Source organism: Metamycoplasma subdolum (assembly GCF_033546815.1).
In the GTDB taxonomy this organism is placed as follows: domain Bacteria; phylum Bacillota_I; class Bacilli_A; order Mycoplasmatales; family Metamycoplasmataceae; genus Metamycoplasma; species Metamycoplasma subdolum.
In genome coordinates this window covers 38,804-57,188 of the sequence record NZ_CP137846.1, presented here as the reverse complement: position 1 = coordinate 57,188, position 18,385 = coordinate 38,804, and the positions used below count along the sequence as shown (strand labels likewise).

Annotated in this window: 14 protein-coding genes; 1 reads left to right on the top strand and 13 read right to left on the bottom strand. The window is 28.3% G+C overall.

What is annotated here, in order from left to right; all coding sequences use genetic code 4:
* Positions 1 to 80 precede the first annotated feature (80 nt).
* The 11 genes from R9C05_RS00255 to R9C05_RS00205 all read right to left on the bottom strand — a co-directional run bounded on the left by R9C05_RS00255 (position 81) and on the right by R9C05_RS00205 (position 15,663).
* Positions 81 to 2,084 (bottom strand): lipoprotein 17-related variable surface protein, encoded by a 2,004-nt coding sequence (locus tag R9C05_RS00255; protein WP_121940601.1) that lies wholly within the window; start codon positions 2,082 to 2,084, stop codon positions 81 to 83.
* A 198-nt stretch (positions 2,085 to 2,282) separates the two neighbouring features.
* Complete coding sequence (locus tag R9C05_RS00250; RefSeq protein WP_121940600.1) at positions 2,283 to 3,179, bottom strand: lipoprotein 17-related variable surface protein; 897 nt, start codon at positions 3,177 to 3,179, stop codon at positions 2,283 to 2,285.
* 191 nt (positions 3,180 to 3,370) lie between these two features.
* Positions 3,371 to 4,012, bottom strand: a complete 642-nt coding sequence (locus R9C05_RS00245; protein ID WP_121940599.1) for a hypothetical protein — start codon at positions 4,010 to 4,012, stop codon at positions 3,371 to 3,373.
* Between the two features lie 247 nt (positions 4,013 to 4,259).
* The gene (locus R9C05_RS00240) at positions 4,260 to 5,516 is read right to left on the bottom strand and encodes a hypothetical protein (RefSeq protein ID WP_121940598.1); all 1,257 of its coding nucleotides are present in this window, start codon (positions 5,514 to 5,516) and stop codon (positions 4,260 to 4,262) included.
* Between the two features lie 276 nt (positions 5,517 to 5,792).
* A complete protein-coding gene (locus R9C05_RS00235) occupies positions 5,793 to 6,839 on the bottom strand; it encodes a hypothetical protein (RefSeq protein ID WP_121940597.1) in 1,047 nt (348 codons plus the stop codon).
* Positions 6,840 to 7,081: 242 nt separating this feature from the next.
* A complete protein-coding gene (locus tag R9C05_RS00230; protein WP_404810260.1) occupies positions 7,082 to 7,834 on the bottom strand; it encodes a phosphotransferase in 753 nt (250 codons plus the stop codon).
* A gap of 2 nt (positions 7,835 to 7,836) precedes the next feature.
* Complete coding sequence (locus tag R9C05_RS00225) at positions 7,837 to 9,783, bottom strand: DNA topoisomerase subunit B (RefSeq protein ID WP_121940596.1); 1,947 nt, start codon at positions 9,781 to 9,783, stop codon at positions 7,837 to 7,839.
* 152 nt (positions 9,784 to 9,935) lie between these two features.
* Positions 9,936 to 10,595 (bottom strand): LemA family protein, encoded by a 660-nt coding sequence (locus tag R9C05_RS00220; RefSeq protein ID WP_121940595.1) that lies wholly within the window; start codon positions 10,593 to 10,595, stop codon positions 9,936 to 9,938.
* Between the two features lie 176 nt (positions 10,596 to 10,771).
* The gene (locus R9C05_RS00215; protein ID WP_318613921.1) at positions 10,772 to 12,577 is read right to left on the bottom strand and encodes a hypothetical protein; all 1,806 of its coding nucleotides are present in this window, start codon (positions 12,575 to 12,577) and stop codon (positions 10,772 to 10,774) included.
* 66 nt (positions 12,578 to 12,643) lie between these two features.
* Positions 12,644 to 14,008, bottom strand: coding sequence for an MFS transporter (locus tag R9C05_RS00210; protein WP_121940593.1), 1,365 nt, complete (start codon positions 14,006 to 14,008; stop codon positions 12,644 to 12,646).
* 2 nt (positions 14,009 to 14,010) lie between these two features.
* Complete coding sequence (locus R9C05_RS00205; RefSeq protein ID WP_121940592.1) at positions 14,011 to 15,663, bottom strand: ribonuclease J; 1,653 nt, start codon at positions 15,661 to 15,663, stop codon at positions 14,011 to 14,013.
* Positions 15,664 to 15,839: 176 nt separating this feature from the next.
* Here R9C05_RS00205 and R9C05_RS00200 point away from each other — a divergent pair, with 176 nt between their 5' ends.
* Positions 15,840 to 16,349, top strand: coding sequence for an adenine phosphoribosyltransferase (locus tag R9C05_RS00200; RefSeq protein WP_121940591.1), 510 nt, complete (start codon positions 15,840 to 15,842; stop codon positions 16,347 to 16,349).
* Positions 16,350 to 16,392: 43 nt separating this feature from the next.
* On the opposite strand, the gene R9C05_RS00195 is transcribed toward R9C05_RS00200, so the two are convergent.
* Together R9C05_RS00195 and R9C05_RS00190 are read right to left on the bottom strand one after the other, a co-directional pair.
* The gene (locus R9C05_RS00195; protein WP_121940590.1) at positions 16,393 to 16,926 is read right to left on the bottom strand and encodes a hypothetical protein; all 534 of its coding nucleotides are present in this window, start codon (positions 16,924 to 16,926) and stop codon (positions 16,393 to 16,395) included.
* A 144-nt stretch (positions 16,927 to 17,070) separates the two neighbouring features.
* Positions 17,071 to 18,324 carry an ATP-binding protein gene (locus tag R9C05_RS00190; protein ID WP_170141518.1) on the bottom strand — a complete coding sequence of 418 codons (1,254 nt, stop codon included), beginning with the start codon at positions 18,322 to 18,324 and terminating at the stop codon, positions 17,071 to 17,073.
* Positions 18,325 to 18,385: the final 61 nt, after the last annotated feature.

The following is an 18,385-nucleotide window of genomic DNA, read 5'->3' as shown; positions in this document are numbered from 1 at the left end:
TTAATTATAATGCTTAAATTTTAAATAAATAAAGTAAAGAAAAAACACCGTTAGGTGTTTTAAATTATTAATAATTAATACTATGCTTGAAAGCCTGAAATAGTAAATGAATAAGATTTTGTAATTACATAATTACATTCTAAACGAACTCAAACTCTTAGTTTGCCACTTTTTACATCACGGAATTTAATTTCATTTACTTCTCAATTAGTAGGTAAGTTAGTTACCTTAATTTTTGATGTATCTTTTCCAGCAAGTGCATCATTTACATTGATTGTATCTTTTCCTTCATAATCAACTACTAATGAACCTTTGAAAGTGTTGTATTTTTCACTATAAACGTCTTTTTTAACATCTTCTTTAAAATCTTTTTTAGCAGTTATATTAACTCTTAATGATGCAAATGTTGCACCTGAAACTTTTAAATCATTTACTGGTACAGTTGTAATTTTGATAGTATCTTTGCCATCAACAACTTTAAAATCACTTAAAATAAATACTTGTTGAGCGTCTCTAAAGAATTTATCAGCATCAGTTAAAAAGTAAACATTGTGAGCTAGAATTGGAAAACCGTCTTTATCATCTTTTAGTTTGAATAACTGAACTAATGGTTTAGTGATTGTTCCATCTTTAAATCCTTTTAAAGTTTCTTCACTTACTCAAAAGTTTTTTAATTTTCATTTGTCAATATTTGATTGTGTAAATTTGAACTTATCAGGTGTATCGTCGGCATCAGTGCTTTTATAATCAGCGGGTAAAGTTAAGTCAACTTCAACTTCTCCATCAATTGTTGGAGTTGGATTAAACTGATCTTGCATTGGCGAAGTTGGGTGAGTTTCGTTATAAATTTCAACACCAGTTTTACTTAAATCAATTTGAATTTCTTTATCTTGAGTTGGACTTCCTACTCAATCTTCAAAAGCAGCAGTTGCAGTTATAAAATAATTTTCGCTATCTTTTCTAAGTTTTGAAAATGTAATTCTTAATGATTTATCAAAAGGTGCCAATCAATATGATTTATCACTTAATTTGCTAGTTTTTAAACTTTTAATATTTTGTAAATCTTTTGTATATTTTGGATTTATTTTTAAAGTAGATAATTTTGATAAAAGATATGCTTTTTGGCCAACTTCATCAAGTCCATGTGGGTTAATTGATTTTAAATAATTTGACATATCTACTTTTTTAGCTTCTTCTAAAAAGACCGTCGGATTTGCACTTAATTCCAATTTAACAGTTACATATCAACCATCACTTTTCTTTTCAACTTTTAATAATTTTTGGCTATATTTTGAACTATCTAAGTTTTGGGTTGCAAAGTTAGGTTTTCCAGCATTATCAACAGCCATGTTTTTTGTTGCAAATTGATATGCTGATTCACTTGCAAAAATAACAGTTAAATTGTTCATTTGAGTTTTAAGGTTTTTCTTTGCTTCTTCAATTTCTTTAAGCTTTTCTTCACTTAATTTTCAACCCTTTAAAACTCTTTCAATATTGTGGGCAGTTTCTTTATTAGTTTTTGAATCTTTAAGCTTAAATAAGATTGTAACTTCATCTAAACTTGGGTTAACTACAGCTTTAAAGAAACTTAATTCATAACCGTATGGAACATTTTTAACAATTTTTTCCTGTTTAAAATCTTTTAAAAGAGTTTGTTTAATATTTGGATATATGAAAATTACACTTTCAGCAGCTTTATCAACATTTTCAAATTTAACTTTTCTTGCAAAACCAGTTATTTTAATACTGCAAGTTTCTTCATAAGTTTTGCCATTCTTTTTTAAAACAACTTTTATTTGAATGTTAAGTGTTCCATCATCGTCGTTTGCTTCACCAGCATCAATATTAATCTCAAATTTTTCAGATTTTTCAATAATAAGGTTAATTAATTCATCTAACACTTGTGAAGGTAAAAGTTTTTCTTTTGAGTCAACTACAATATTTTCTTCTTTTATTGAACCAACAAACTTATGTAGTTCTTCTTTTGCTTTATCTTCATTTCCATTTCCACAACTAGCTGAAATAATAGGCAATGCTATGGCAGGAATAGTTGTTGATAAAATTAAAAATAAATTTTTCTTCATTTTTTACTTCCTTTTCTTTTCATTTTCTTTATAGATATACACTATTATAAAATAAAAATTAATATTTTAATTTTTCAAATGTTTACAAGGAAAAATTTGCAAAATATTCTTTGATTTTTGCTTTTTTTTGTCTTAATTTCAAAAGTTTAGTAATTAAAAAATCTTAGCCATCAAGACTAAGATCTTTTAATGTTAATTTTAAGATTGTGTTCCTTCTTTAATTGCAGATTTTAATGTTTTAAAAGCAGATTCTAAATCTTTTTTAGCTTGTGCTGCTTTTGATTCATCTTTTACTGCTTTAGCTGTATTTCAAGCAACTTCATAAGCATCTACATCTTTTTTAAGAACTTTGAAAACGCCTTTTTTATATGTTGCAGGATCTAGAGAAACTGCATCAACAATTTCAACATCTTTTAGAATTCCACTTGCAATTAAATTATCTTTCTTAACTTCTTCTAAGTATGCAGTTAAAATTTGTAGTTTAGTTTTCTTAAATCCTTCAAGAACAAATTCAACATTTGTTTTTGATTCATTTTCAGTTCCAATTTCTTTAAGTTTAAATTCAATTTTAACTGTGTTTGTATCTGGATCAGGTGTAGCTTTGAAGAAACTAATTTCATATCCTAAAGGTGCAATTTTAACTACAATATTGGCATCAAATGCAGATAAAAGAGTTTCTACAATTTTAGGATATTTAAATTTAACTTTTTTAGCAGCTTCATCAACATTTGCATCTTTTAATGCAAATCCTTTAATTTTAATTTTACGAACTACTTCAATTCCTTTGCCTTTATTTTCTTTGAAAGAGAATTTTAGTTCAATTTCAAGAGTTCCTTCAAAATCTTGAAAAGCAAATCCAACAATTTCAATTTCAAATTCATCTGATTGTTCATAAACAAATTTAATAAAATCTTTGGTAGCGTGAGAAGCTAAAATTCCTTCTTTTGAGTCAACAACAATGTTATCTTCAGTTACTGAATTAGCAAATTTTTGTAGTCTTTCTTTCTTTTGTCCTTTTGTTTCGCAAGCTGCAGAAATAGCAGGTAGTGCTAGAATAGGTGCAGTTGCAGAAAGAATTAATAATAATTTTTTCATTTAAATTTTCCTTTCATTAATTTAATAGGTAAATAAATTATAAATTAAAAACAATAAAGTTGTAATTGCGAGTAATGTCAAACTTGATTTTTTACTTAATTTCAGTGTGTTTTTGGTAAATTTAGTTAAGAAAAAATCTTAGCTTTGACACTAAGATTTTATATAAATTCTCAATTTATAATATGAAATTTTTATTCTTTTGTTCCAACAACAATCTTAGCTTTTAGAGCGTCGATTGCAGCTTGTAAGGTTTTAGTTGCTTCTTCTGCTTTTGCTTCTTCTGTTACTTTTGTAGCAACATCAAGTGCAGCTTCATAAGTTTTAACTTCTGATTTTGCAACTTCTTTTTTGCCTTTTTGAATTTCTTCAGGTTTTTTAGGTGAGTCAACTTGGTCAACACCTTCTAGAAGTTTTGCTACTGAAGAATTTTTAATAAGTTCTTTTAAAGCATCTAGTTTTGGAGTTGTGCTAGGTGTAGCTTCTTTTGTTCCTTCAACGATAGTAGCTTTTAAAGCTTCAATAGCAGCTTTTAAAGTTGTTGCTGCTTCTTCAGCTTTGCTTTCTTCTGTTACTTTTGAAGCAACATCAAGTGCAGCTTCATATGTTTTAACAGCAGCGGTTGAAACTTGTTTTTTACCTTTTTCAAGTTCTTCTGGTTTAGAAGGGGTTTCAACTTGTTCAACACCTTCTAGAAGTTTTTCAACAGATGAGTTTTTTACAAGTTCCTTTAGTTCATCAAGTTTAGGTGTTTTTTCACCGCAACTTGCTGAAACTAGTGCAACAGATGGCAAGATTGTCATTGTTGCTAAAATTAATGATTTTCTAATTTTCATATTTGATTCCTTTAATTAATTAATCGGTTATAAAAAAAACCAATCCATATTATTTTATCATTAATTCGCTTTTTTAAGATTTTAAAATTTTAGTAAATAAAAAAATCCCAATCTCTTTAAGATTGAGATTTATTAGTATAAATATTTAATAATTATAGTTCAATTACTGCTGTGAAAGTTTTCTTTGAGATTGGGAAGGTCTTAGAAGGTTGACCTTTTATATATTTGTAAACTCTAAATGTAATGGTTAATTTATTACCCACAATTGTAAATGGGATTTTAGTGTTCATTGATCTTGAACCATATGTTCCATCACCTTCGCTTGACAAATATCAAATTCTGATGCTCTTCCTACTATTGTAATTGCTTCTGGAGGTCTATTGCCATTTCAATCTGGTGTTCCTAATCCTTGGTTAACAGCAAATCATTTCTTTTTATAGTCATATCATAGTAAACTATTACCTTTGGCTAAATCTTTTAAAGCTTGTCTTTGAGTATCAACAACTTTTAGATTTTCAGCAACATAATCACCATATTCTTCAATGTTATTTTGATCTCAAACTTTTTTTGGTTTAGTTCCTTCAACAATTTCTGATTTTAAAGCACTGATTGCTGCTTCTAAAGCAGTTTTAGCATTTAAAGCTTTGCTTTCTTCAGTTACTGCTTTTGCAGTGTTAAGTGCAGTTTCATAAGTTTTTTTAGCACTATCTAATATAACTTTTTTGCCTTTTTCAACAGTATCAGCTGCAGGTTTAGTTGTAACTGAAGCAGGTAAAACTTCTACTCCTGCAAGTAATGTGTCAACTGAAGAATTGTTGATAAGTTCTTTTAGTGCATCTAAGTTTGGTGTCGTTGAAATTTTATTTCCAACAACAATTTCTGCTTTTAGAGCATTAATTGCAGTTTCAAGATCTTTTTTAGCTTGTTGAGCTTTGCTTTCTTCAGTTACTTCTTTAGCAGTATTAAGTGCTGCTTCATAAGTAGTTTTTGCACTTAGTAAGATAACTTTTTTGCCTTTTTCAACAGTATCAGCTGCAGGTTTGGTTGTAACTGATGCCGGCAATACTTCTACTCCTGTCAAAAGTGTTTCAACTGAAGAATTTTTGATTAGTTCTTTAAGAGCATTTAAGTTTGGTGTTGCACTGCTTGAAGCTTTAGTTCCTTCAACAATAGCACTTTTTAAAGCATTAATTGCTGCTTCTAAAGTAGTTTTAGCTTCGCTAGCTTTGCTTTCTTCATTTACTGCTTTAGCAGCACTTAAGGCTTCTTCATAAGTTTTAACAGCGACGTTTGAAACTTGTTTTTTTCCTTGTTCTAAATTTTCAGGTTTTTCAGGGGTTTCTACTCTTTCAACACCTAATAGAATTGAATCTACAGATGAATCATTAATTAGTTCTTTTAATTCGTCTAGTTTTGGGGTTTTATTATCGCAACTTGCTGAAATCAAAGTTACAGTTGGCAAAATTGCCATAGATGTTACGATAAATAATTTTTTCATTTTCATATTTTTTTCTTCTTTCTTTCCTTATCTAATTAGTTTTTGAAAACTAATTGCCTTAATTTTAGAAATTGCTATATTTTTTGAAGAGAAAAAAAGCTAAAAATAAATTGTAATTCTTAAAAAGTGTTTGCAAAGTAAATTTTTTTTGCTTTTTTAAAAGTGAAATCGTTTATTAGTAATATTTTGGCGTAAAAACATAACTTTTAACAATAAAAACTATTAAATTTTTGCATACAAAAACCTGACATTTTGTCAGGCTTTGCTGTATATATTTTTAAATTAGCTTAAATCAAGAACTGCTGTGAATTCATTAATTGAATATTGGTGTGCTCCACCGCCAACAAATTTTGCTGTTCCAAATTGAATTGTTAATTTTTTGCCTTCAAGTTTGAATGTAAGTTTTCCACTTGGCTTACCGTTGTATTCGCGATTTGCACCAATACCAGTTAATTGGAATTTTTCAGTTGAATCATAACCTTTAATTGTAATAGCCACAGGAAGTTTTGGTTTCTTTTTTCCAAATGGAGGTTTTCCATCTTTTGAAACAACTATTCCATTTTGAGTATAGTCATATCATAAGTTTGCAGTGCCACCGGCTAATAGTTCAAGGTCTGCTTTTTGTGCAGGAACAATTTCAAGATTTTCTTCAGCGTAGTATCCAAATTCTTCTATTTTATTTTGATCTCAAGCTTTTGATTTGGTTCCTTTAACTACTGCTGCTTTTAAAGTTTTGATTGCTTCTTCTAAAGTAGTTTTTGCTGCGTCTGCTTTATCTTCTTCTGTTACTGTTTTTGCAGTAGATAATGCAGTTTCATAAGTAGCAACTGCTGCTTTTGTAATTTGTCTTCTTTCTTTTGTAAGAGTTGCAGGGTCTTCAGTTTTATCTACTTGTTCAACACCAGGTAAAAGTTTTTCAACTGTAGATTCATCAATAAATTTTTTCAATGCATCTAATTTAGGAGTTGTACTTACTTTTGCTTTTGTTCCTACAACAATAGCACCTTTTAGAGCATTAATTGCAGCTTCTAAAGTAGTTTTTGCTTCACTAGCTTTTGCTTCTTCTGTTACTGCTTTTGCAGCGGTTAACGCTTCTTCATAGGTTGTAACAGCAGAATTTGCAACTTGTTTCTTTCCTTCTTCAAGTTCTTCTGGTTTAGAAGGAGTTTCAACTCTTTCAACACCTTCTAAAAGTGTGTCAACTGAAGAATTTTTGATAAGTTCTTTAAGTTCATCAAGTTTAGGTGTTTTGTCACCACAACTTACTGAAATTAATGAAACGGTTGGCAATACTGTTAATGATGCCAATAGTATTTTTTTGAATTTCATGTGTTTTTTCCTTTATTTTTTTCCTTAATTAATTAGTTTAGCCTTATATAAACTAATTGTTTTAATTAAAGCATTGAAGTAATTTCAAAGATAGGAAAAGTGCTGAAAAAGCGTTTTTTAAACTAAAAAAAATAATTTTTTAGCATTTTTTAGTGTATTTTTAAGTAATCTTTCATGGCTAAAATCTTATTTTTAGACAAAAAATTAAAAGAAAAGCTGCCATTAATAAAGCAGTTTCAATTTTAATTTCCGTATTTTTCTAAATATATGTTCATATATTTATCAATTCTTTTTTGATAAATTTCATCCTCAAAAACAATTTGTTTTTCTTTTCTATTTCATAAAACTATAAGTGCATTAACTAAGATTTTATGAACTAAAAGATATTTTTCTTCAAAATCATCACCATATGCTTTTAGAAATACCTCTTCTTGATGTTTGGTTAAGTTTGCAGATTCAATAAAATATGCTAAATCTCAATGAACATCGCCCATGGTTGAATATTCTCAATCAATGAAATAAATTTTTTCTTTTGTTCTAAGTAAATTAAAAGGTCAAAGATCATTGTGTGTTGGAGCAGATGTATCAATGTTTTTAATAAAAAGCGAAAGTTTTCGATATCACTTATTTATAACTTCAATTTGTACGTTGTTTTCTTGTGTCATTTTAAAATAAGTTCTAAAACGCTTTGCAATATTGTTTTTGGGAAATTTTAATTTTGAATTATGTAAAGTGATTAAATCTTTGGCAAATTCTTGAAGCATGGCATCAGTGAAAAAAGAATCTTCAAGATTTTCTGCATCAATTCATTCGGTTACAAGTTCTTCTTTATTATCTTTTATAACCTTTGGTGTAAAAGATAAGTTATTAAGTAAAAAATAATCTATTGTATGATTAAAGCCGTCATAAGATTTTTGCTTTATAAATAGATTATTTTCTTCATCTTTATAAACTTTATTAGTATGTCCTTGATTTTCTAAAAGTATTCTAGTCATTATTAAAAGTCAATATTCTTTGCATATTTTGCATGTTCTTGAATAAAGTCACGTCTAGGTTCAATTTCTTCACCCATAAGGGTAGTAAATACTCAATCGCAACTAACAAAATCATCAATTTGGACTTGTAACATTTTTCTTCTAGCAGGGTCCATTGTTGTTTCTCAAAGTTGTTCTGGGTCCATTTCCCCAAGCCCTTTGTAACGTTGGATTGCAACATTTCTTTTATCTTCAAGTTTAGCTAAGATTTCATCTTTTTGATTGTCATTGTATGCATATTCAATGACTTTACCAGCACTTATTTTGTAAAGTGGAGGTTGGGCTATATAAACAAATCCATACTCAATTAAAGGACGCATATATCTATAAAAGAAGGTTAAAAGTAAAGTTGAAATGTGAGCACCATCGACGTCAGCATCTGTCATAATAACAATCTTGTGATATTTAAGTTTGTTAATATTAAATTCAGTTAAAATTCCAGTTCCAAGAGCATGAATTATAGTTGCAATTTCTTTGTTTGAAAGAACATTTCTTGAATCAGCTTTTTCTGAATTTATTACCTTACCACGTAAAGGTAAAATTGCTTGAGTGTGACGGTCACGTCCCATTTTTGCTGAACCACCAGCAGAGTTACCTTCGACTATAAAGATTTCTTTTATTTCAGCATTTTTTGAAGAACAATCTGCAAGTTTCCCAGTTAGTTCACTTGAAAGTCCGAGACTATCTTTTTTAATTGAAGCTTCAAATGCTAAAGCAGCAGCGATTCTTGATTTTTGAGCGGTTAGACATTTTGAAACAATTTGTTTAGCATAGTCAGGGTTTTCTTTTAAGAATTTTTCAAGAGCTTCAGATAATACTTTGTTGGTTGCAATTCTAGCATCTCTGTTTTCAAGTTTTCCTTTAGTTTGACCTTCAAAAATTGGGTTTGAGTGTTTGATTGAAATGATTGCAGTCAAACCTGATTTAACATCTTCTCTACTGATTTTTTCATTAGCGTTTTTGTTAAGTTTTGCTTCTTCAGCATAGTTATTATAAATTCTAGTTAAAGCATCTAAGAATCCTTGTTCGTGTGTTCCACCATCAATGGTTTGAATGTTGTTGGCATATGAAATAACATTGGTTGTATAAGTTTCTGAATATTGCATTGCGATTTCAACTTGAACAAGTTCGTTTTCAATTTTGTCACGATATTCACCAAAGGCGTAAATTACGTTAGGGAAAATTGTTTTTTTAGAGGTGTTTAATTCTTGAACATAATCCACAATTCCACCTTCGTATAAGAAGGTTTTCTTAATTCCAGTTACGTAATTATTGCAATGCATTATTAAGCCTTTGTTTAAATAAGCAATTTGTTTTGCATGGTCAACAATTGTGCCAAAATCAAAATCTGCTCTGTTCATAATTGTAAAGTCAGGATGAAACTTAATAGTTGTTCCCGTTTCTTCTTTAGGACATTCTCCTATAATTTTTAAGTCTTCAGCAGGTTTTCCACCGTTTGTATATTTTTGGTAATGGATTTTGCCATCTCTTTTAACTCAAACTTCAAATACATCACTTAAAGCATTAACAACAGAGGCACCAACACCGTGAAGTCCTCCAGAAAATTTATAAGCATCATTATGGAATTTCCCACCAGCATGGAGTACAGTTAAAATTGTTTCAACAGCGGGTTTTCCAGTTTGTTTTTGAATATCAACAGGAATGCCACGTCCATTATCGATAACTTCAATAAAGTTTCCTTCATAAAGATTGATAGTAATTTCGCTGGCATATCCTGCCATCGCTTCATCGACTGAGTTATCAACTATTTCTCAAATTAAGTGGTGAAGTCCTCTAAAACCAACGGTTCCAATATACATTCCAGGTCTTACTCTAACGGCTTCAAGGCCTTCTAAAACTTCAATATTTTCGGCTCCGTAATTTGAATTTTCTTTTCTTTCTTCTTCCATTTTTCAAACCTCTTTAATTGCTTATTATTAATAAAAAATTATATCATAAACTGAAGGTATTTGTTGGGCGATATTTTAATAAAAAATTTTGTTTTTAAATTAAGAAAGAGAATAAAAAAATGTGCGTTGAGCACATTTATTTTTTGAGTTTCTTAGCTTACTAATGAAGATGTATCAACATCTTTCATTTCTTCTTCACTTGCTTGGAAATGTGGCAATGTGTAAAGGCGATTCTTTTGAGCAACGATTGAACTATATCAGGTAAAAATTTGAGCATTGAATGAACGAACGCGGCTATTGTAAATTCTTGCTGCACTTGCAATTTCATCTTCAATTAATGAAATTTCACTCATAAGTTGTAAATAGGTTCTGTCAGCTTTTAATGTTGGATAGTTTTCAATTAAAACATTAATTCCGCTATTAATTTTTCCAAGTTCTTGTTCTAGTTTGTTGTTATCTTGAACATTTTCAAGTTCAACAATTCTTGAACGGTATTTAATAACTTCGGTTAGTGTTCCTTTTTCATGTTGTGCATAACCTTTAACTGTGTCAATTAGTTTTACTAAAATACCACGTCTTTTCTTTAATGCAACTTGAATGTTTGATGAAGCTTCGTTTACTACCATTTGTTTTTGATTTAGTTCATTTTTGGTTCTAAATCAGGTTGCTAGTCAAAAAATTCCTAAAGTAAAAATAGAGATTAAAATGTATCAAAATCAGTCAAGGCCTGATGCTTTTGCAGGAATTGCTTCATTGTCAACATTTGGGTTAAAACCTTTTTTTGCTTGTTCTTTTCTTGTATCAATAAGCATTTTATTTTCCTTCCTTCTTTTGTTAAAATTATAAAATTATTTTTTAATAATTTTTGTTAATTATTTGAATTATTCTAACGAAAATGATGTTTTTAGAGAATGTACAATTCGTTTGGCATTTTCTTTGTCATTTTGATAATCTCATGTATCAAAGTAAAGACCTAAACCACGGTTAGTTATTCCATTACAGCAATATCTTTGACAGCTTTAATTTCATCAAAAATTCTTTTAATCGCATAAAGTGTGTCTTCAAATTCTGCTTGATTTTTTAAAGCTTCATTATTAAACATAACACCATATTCTTGGATTATTTCACTTAAAAGTTGATTTTCATGTCCAAAGTTAAATTTGCCTCTAAATTTCGGTTGAACTTTCATATATGCATTTGGATTTGAGAATCTAAAATTAGACGTAAAGAATGATTTTTTGTCCTCGTAGTTGGGGTAAAATTTGACAAAGGGAACTTCAACAGTTGTTCCGCCTGTTGAAACATAATCAATTTCATTTTTTCCATAATATGAATTAAGACGAATATCTTGAACAAACACACGGCCTGAAAAGTCACCAACTCTTTCACTTGAAACGTAAATAGGTTTATCATGTTTTTGATTAAAGTTAAAAACTTTACTTGTGAAATAATCATTTAAGATAGAAACGATATTTGATTGAATTTTTTCTTTTCCGCCAATTTCTTCTAAATCGGCAAAAGTTGAAAGATATCTTTTTCCTAGTCCCTCAAAGGATTCTGAAGCAATGTTTTTATTTGTGTAAGTTAAAGTTATCATATTAATTAATGGCTGAATTAGCTGTCATATTGCATTTTTTAAAGTTTGAATATATCCATTTAAGTTTTTGTCTGGAAAAGCAATTATGAAAGTAGAAACTCAATTTATATTAATTAAATCTTCGCTAAAATCATTGATTGGTCTAGTAGCAAAAAGTCAATTTTTTATTTTTTGAAGTCTTAAAGGTTCAATTTCTTTTTCTCTAACAAATTTTTCATATTCAATCATATTTTTTTGAGTAAGGACGTTAAAATATTGGGCAAAAGGAATGGCTAAATTTGAATTATATTGAAAGTCATAGTAGTTGTAAAATTCTTCATCTTCAAGTGTGAAAATACCTTTAGTTTTTCTTCTCTTTATTTCTTTTTCACTAACTCCTGGTGCATATCTAAAACTTAGTTCAGGTAAATAGTTAGTTGGAACAACAAGTGCTTGTCTTTGATAAATAAATGGGGTTTTTTCAACGTGTTGTGCATAAACAGTTTTAGTTATTAGCTCATCGCCAACATAATAAGTAATTGTTTTTGAACCTTTAGTGATGATATTTTGGAATTCAAGTTCTTTATATAAGACGTTGTAAATATAACTATTTCTAAAGTCAAATTTTTCAGCAAGGTCAAATCCTATAAATCCTTTTAATTGACTTACAATAAAAAAATCACGTGAGTCAAATTCTGGAATGCTATAAAAGTTAAAAGTTTTTAAAACTAAATTTCGCATTTCTTCTAAGTTGAACCCACCAAAGAATTCAAAAACAACCCTACCTTTTTCAACATAAGATTTCTTTATCTCAGCTTCTTGATTTGAAGTAAATTCATTAAATTCCTTAATAATTTTGTTGTTTTTGATTAGAAACGGTAGAAAGAAAAGTCCAATTATTAAGAAACAAAAAATAATGATGATGGCATTTGCAAATTTTCTTGCATTAATTTTTAGTTCTTTTCTTTTTTCTTCAATTTTTCCTCTAAAATCTTGAATATTAGTGTTGATTTTGTCAACTCTTTCTTCATAAATTTTTTCTTCTTTTCCACCTGTGATTTCTTTTAAAACTTTGTTAAAAGAATTTTCGTATTCTTTAGCAACTTTAGTATAAAAATCTTGAGTTGGATTTTTGAATAGATTGTTAAAATCAATTTTATCCGTTGGCTTAATTTTGTCGATAGAATATTTATTTTTTTCTTCTTTTTCTTTTGCCATTTTATTCTCCTTCACTCATAATTTTACAATTTTCAAAAAAAATTAGAGAAATATAAAAAAGACTTCCTAAAAGAAGTCTTCATCATCCTCAAATAAAGAATAACGTTTTTGTTTGTTTTGTTCAACAGTTTCGGGTTTTGGTTTTTCCATTTTTCTGCTTAATTCACGGGTTTTTTCGAATTTTTTAAACTGTGCATCAAGAGTAATTGTTTTGCTTAAATCTTGAGTATATTTTTTGAATTCTTTTTCATCAACATGTTTAGAAACATAATCATTTGAAAGTTTTGAAATATCAATGGTTTTGCTTGCATCATCTTGGGTTAATGAAACATCATCATTAAAATCATCAATATTAAAATCTAATTCTGAAGTAATAACTAAATCTTGATTAATTTCTGGAACTTGATTTTGTTTTCCAGCTTTAATTTTTTGATTCATTTCTTGCTTGCTGATTTCTCTTTCAAGAGTATTTTGTTGGATAAAATCAGAAGCATTTGAGCTTAATTTTTCTTCCTCTTTTTGAACTTTTTCATACTCTTGTAATGCTGGGTTTGAAATTGTTGCAGTTGTCTTCTCAAGCTTCTTAATTAAGGTTTGATTTTTCTCATCTTCAGCAAGTTTTAAAGCCTTGTCTTCATTAATTTTTTTGATAACATTTTCGTTAGCAAGTTTTTGTTCTTGCATTTTTTCTTCAAATTTTTTGCCAACTTTTAATTTAGCCTTTGCATCACTTGATTTTTTAGCAAGAAGATCTGCTTTTGCTTTTTCTCTAACTTTTTTAGATAAACTAATTAATGCTAAATGAGTATCACTAATGAAGAAAAGTACAAGGCTTCCAACTAGAATTAAAGTTGTAAAAATAAATCCTAAAGCAGTACCAATTTTTCCACCTGCAATTGTAAATAAACTATATCCAAAAGTTCCTAAAACGCCGGCAGTGTATTTGTATGGCAATGCTACATTATTAGTTGATTTAAATTCTTCAAATCAAGCATCAAAAATTTTTGAAAATGTTTCAGAAGGTTTGTAATCACGCACACCTTTACTTACAAAATAAATCACACTTGAAAAGAAAACTGTGGCCACAAAAAACAAGGTTAATCTTCATAAACTAAAATGCAAAATCTTAAACGAATAAGTGTTTTTGAGCTTGAAAATTTTCTTTAAACAAAAGAGCATCGCTCATACATAAAATAGGATAGAAAACATTCCAAAAAGAACATTAATTGAATAACTGTGGATGCTTGTTAATCCTTTGATGTTCAAAAAGGAAATGATAGTCATAAAAACTGTAAAGAAAAAAAGAATTAATCAAAGAAAATCAGTATCTTGTCAAACACGATACTTGTTTTCAACCTTAATTTTTTCTTTTTCTTTTTTCAAACTTAAGGTATTTTCAGTTTTTACTTCTTGTGTTTCTTTTGTTTCCATAACTAAATTTCGTATAAAGTAATAACAATAATTGGTTCTTTATCAATACTCTTATAAATTTTACGCTTTAAAGTTTTTCTTAGTCTTTCTTGAATATCTTTTAGGTTAATTTCTTTTGGTTTTTTACCTTCAAATTCTTTTTTAAATTGATCTTCAATAATTTTTTCAATTAATTCCTTGTTATCTTTAGTAATAATACCCAAAGAATCAATTTGAAGTTTATTTAGGGGAATTTTTTTACGATAATCTACTAAAACTGATAAGGCAATTACGCCATCTCTTGACAAATTTTCTCTTTCGCGGATTACTTCATGGCTAATATCACCAATACCAAAACCATCAATTACAATATCTCCAGTTGGTCTAATTGTATGCTTTTGACTTTCAAGTTTGAAGTCTTTAAATTCAGCAACTTTTCCGTTTTGAAGCACAATACAATTTGCCATATTCGCTCCTGCTTCACGAGCAATTTGAGTGGCAACTACCATATAACGGTAAAGGCCTTGAATAGGAATAAAATATTTTGGTCTAAGTTCTTTGACAAAATCATAAATATCTTGTCTTGCTGGATTGCAAGAATAGTATTCACTACTTCCAAGTTCTATCAAATTATTAGTATTTCTAGCAATTTCATCTAAAGTTAAAGCATAATTAACTTCAAGTCCATTAACAGGAGGTGCGATTAGAATACATGCATCTGTTGGTTTTAGTTTTAAATAAACATCATTATTTGAAGCGATTCTAATAAATCTTGTATAAAGTCTTTCAATTGCTCCAGTTACTAGAATGACAGCATTTTTAACGTCATTAGCAGCACGATAATCAACAAATTCAGGTCATTCTAATTTAGTATTAATTTTAGAAACTAAATTAATAAGTTGAGAATAAGTTCTACCATAAGTAATTACAGGACGGTTGTATCTTTTGGCTAAAATCAAGACTTCATGTGCAGTGATCATATCTTCATCATAAACACCAACAATGATTCTTTGATCAGGACTTGCTTCTCTAAATTTGTATTCAATTTTTTTACTAATTCAAAGTTTGTCAATGCTTTTTCCAGGATAGTTAGAGTGTCCTGAATCCATAATTAAAAGTTGAACAGGTTTACCTTTTAAAACAGATTTGATCTTATTTAAATCAGTAGTTCCATAAGGGCCTAAATTGCCATGAACAAAGCTTGTAAGGAAAAGTATATTTCCTTCATCAACACAGAAATTAAAACCAAGTTGTCCAGGCAATGAACCTGCAATTTCAAATCCAGTAACCACAACTTCATTGAAAGTTAAGGGTTGATGAATTGTTTTAATTTCATAAGTTGTTGGGTCAATGTTATACTTGCTTATTCTGTCGCTTAAAACTATTTTATTAAAAGGGGATGTGAAAATTTTTAAGCCTTTTATTTTCATTAAAAGTCAAGGAATTGCTGAAAAATTTTCATTATGAATATCAGTTAAAAATAGTCCAACTATATCTTTTTTTCTTTTTTCTAAATATTCATAATCACAAATTAAAGTGTCAATTCCGCTATGTGAATTAATGGGCACTTTTGTTCCTGAGTTGATAATGAAAATTTTCCCATTTATATCTAAAATATAAGCATTTTTGCCATTTTCATCTAATCCACCTAATGAAAAAAAGTTAATCCTGTTCATTTTATACCCTCCAAATTATTAATGTGAAATCTTAGCTAATGCTAACTAACAATTACTTTAACTTTTGTATCTATAATAAAGTTTAACTTATTTTAAAAAATTGTTAAAAATTAGTATTTTTTTTACAAAAGTCTAACTATCAAATTTAAGTGCTTTTGCTTTATAATATATGAGTTATGGATTTAAAAAAATACATTAGAACTGTAGAAGATTTTCCTGAAAAAGGGATTAAATTTAAGGACATTTCTTTACTATTAGCAAACGGTGAAGCATTGTCTTATACCATTGAAAAAATGGCTGAACTTGCTAAAGATGCAGATGTTATTGTTGGGCCTGATGCTAGAGGATTTTTATTTGGAACTCCAGTTGCTGCAAGATTAAAAAAACCATTTATTATGGTTAGAAAAGCTGGTAAACTTCCTGGAGAAGTTGTTAGATGCAACTATGGACTTGAATATGGAAGAAGTGTACTAGAAATTCAAAAAGGAATAGTAAAGCCTGGCCAAAAAGCAGTTATTATTGATGATGTTTTGGCGACAGGCGGAACATTGAAAGCAATTATGAAACTTTTAAAAGATCAAGAAGTTGAAGTATTAAAAATTATTGTTTTAATGGAACTTGAAGGCTTTGATGCTAGAAAAAAACTTAACACAAATGTTGAAAGTTTAATATTTATTAAAGAGTAAAAAAAAATGGACAATAGTCCATTTTCTTTTCTTCAATTTTAAACTAAGTTTGATTTTTTGGTGGTGTTGAGTTATCACTATTATTCTTGAATTCTTTTCATTCATCAAGGTTTGGATTTTGCCTATTATTGAATGTTTGATTATTTGGCATATTGTTTGTTTGTTGATAATTAAAAGGAAATTGAAAATTTGGTTGCATATTTTTCTTTTCTTCTTTTTTAGCATCATGTATTGCTAAAGAAGAACCAATAATTGCTAATATATTTCCGGCAGGATTAATAATATAAAGAATGATTAAAATCATTGGTATTTTATCTTTTAATCTGCTTGATTCAACAATACAAATTATTCAAAATGAAAATTCAACAATTAATCACATAATTGCCATTCCAATTAATGTGTATTCTCACATATACTCTATTTTATCATTTTGAACTAGGCCTAAAAAACTAGCCAAAATTCACGGCTTAAACAATAATGAAATAGCTAAAAAGACTATAAAAACAATATAAAAAGCTTTTCTTTGTTTTTTAGGTTCTTTAATTTGCATATTTGGTTGATTTAATACTTCTTGCATAACATTTTTATTTTATCAAAATAAAACTCATTCTGGCAATACGGGCAAAAAATAACATTTTTAAACAAAAAAATGCAATTTTCTTTACTCTATTTAAGATTAAAAAATAAAAATTACGAATGTTAGCTTTTTTGTTTTTGCCCTTTATAAATCTAGACTATTTTTATTCAATAAAAATTCTTCCAACGAAATATTTAAAATTCCGTTTTCATCATAAAATGAGTTGAAAAGATGATTGATAACAATTATCTTTTTGAAAGAATTTGGAATTTTAATTAAAGCATCATACTCATTATCTAAGTGACTCCCTTCAGGTTTGTTATCCATTATTTGAATATAATATTCTTTACTTGAAATTCTTGCTATAAAATCAACTTCAAGTTGTTTATATACCATCTTATCGTCTTTGTTTTTGGCTCTTTGTTCAATAAAGCCAACATCAACACGATAACCTCTGGTTTTAAGTTCATTGTAGACTATGTTTTCAATTAAAAATCCTTCATTTGGTTCCCTAAAATTTATTCTCACATTTCTAAGCCCAATGTCTTGGCAATAAAATTTTGATGGAGTCATTAAATATTCTTTGCCTTTTATGTTATATCTTTTAACTTGATCAAAAAGGAATGCATTAGTTATACCTTCAAAGAATTTTTCAATAGTTTGATAATTAACTGAGATTTTTCTATTTGTTGCTAAGTAATTTGCCATATTCAAAGCGTTTGTTAAATTACCTGTAACAGAACAAAGTGCATCGACTGTGGCTGAAAGTTCAGATACTAAAGAAGTATTAATGTTGCTTTTTATATCATCAATGTAAACTTTTTTCATTAAGTTATCTAAATAATTTTCCTTTGCAAGTTCAGTTTTCTCTTCAAACAATCCAGGCATTCCTCCAAATTTTAAATAAGTTTTAAGTGCATATCTTTTGTCCCCTTCAAAAGCATCATAAAATTCTGAAAATGAAAGCGGTCTAACATTAATTTCAGTTCCACGATCTTTGAATTCATCATTAATATCCTTTGACAAAAACTTTGAGTTAGAACCTGTTATATAAATATCATAATTTTCATGCTTATTTAAAGAGTTTACTGCTCTAACAAAATTTTCAACAAGTTGAATCTCATCCAAAAAAATATAGTATTGCTTTTTTTCATCATTAGCAGCTTGTTCTATATAAGTTCTAAGTTTGCCTTTTTCAAGCAAGCTGTCTCATTTTTCATCATCAAATTCAACTATTATAATTTGATCTTCTTTTACCCCATTTTCTAACAAATAGTTTTTATATAACTTTGAAAGTAAATAAGATTTACCGCAACGTCTAATTCCAGTAATTATCTTTACTTTTGATGAATTTCTTTTTTCAATTAATTGATTTAAATAAAAATCTCTTTTTATCATAAGGCATTACTCCTAACAAAAATTTATTGTAAAATTACAGTTTTTTACAATTTTATTTTAA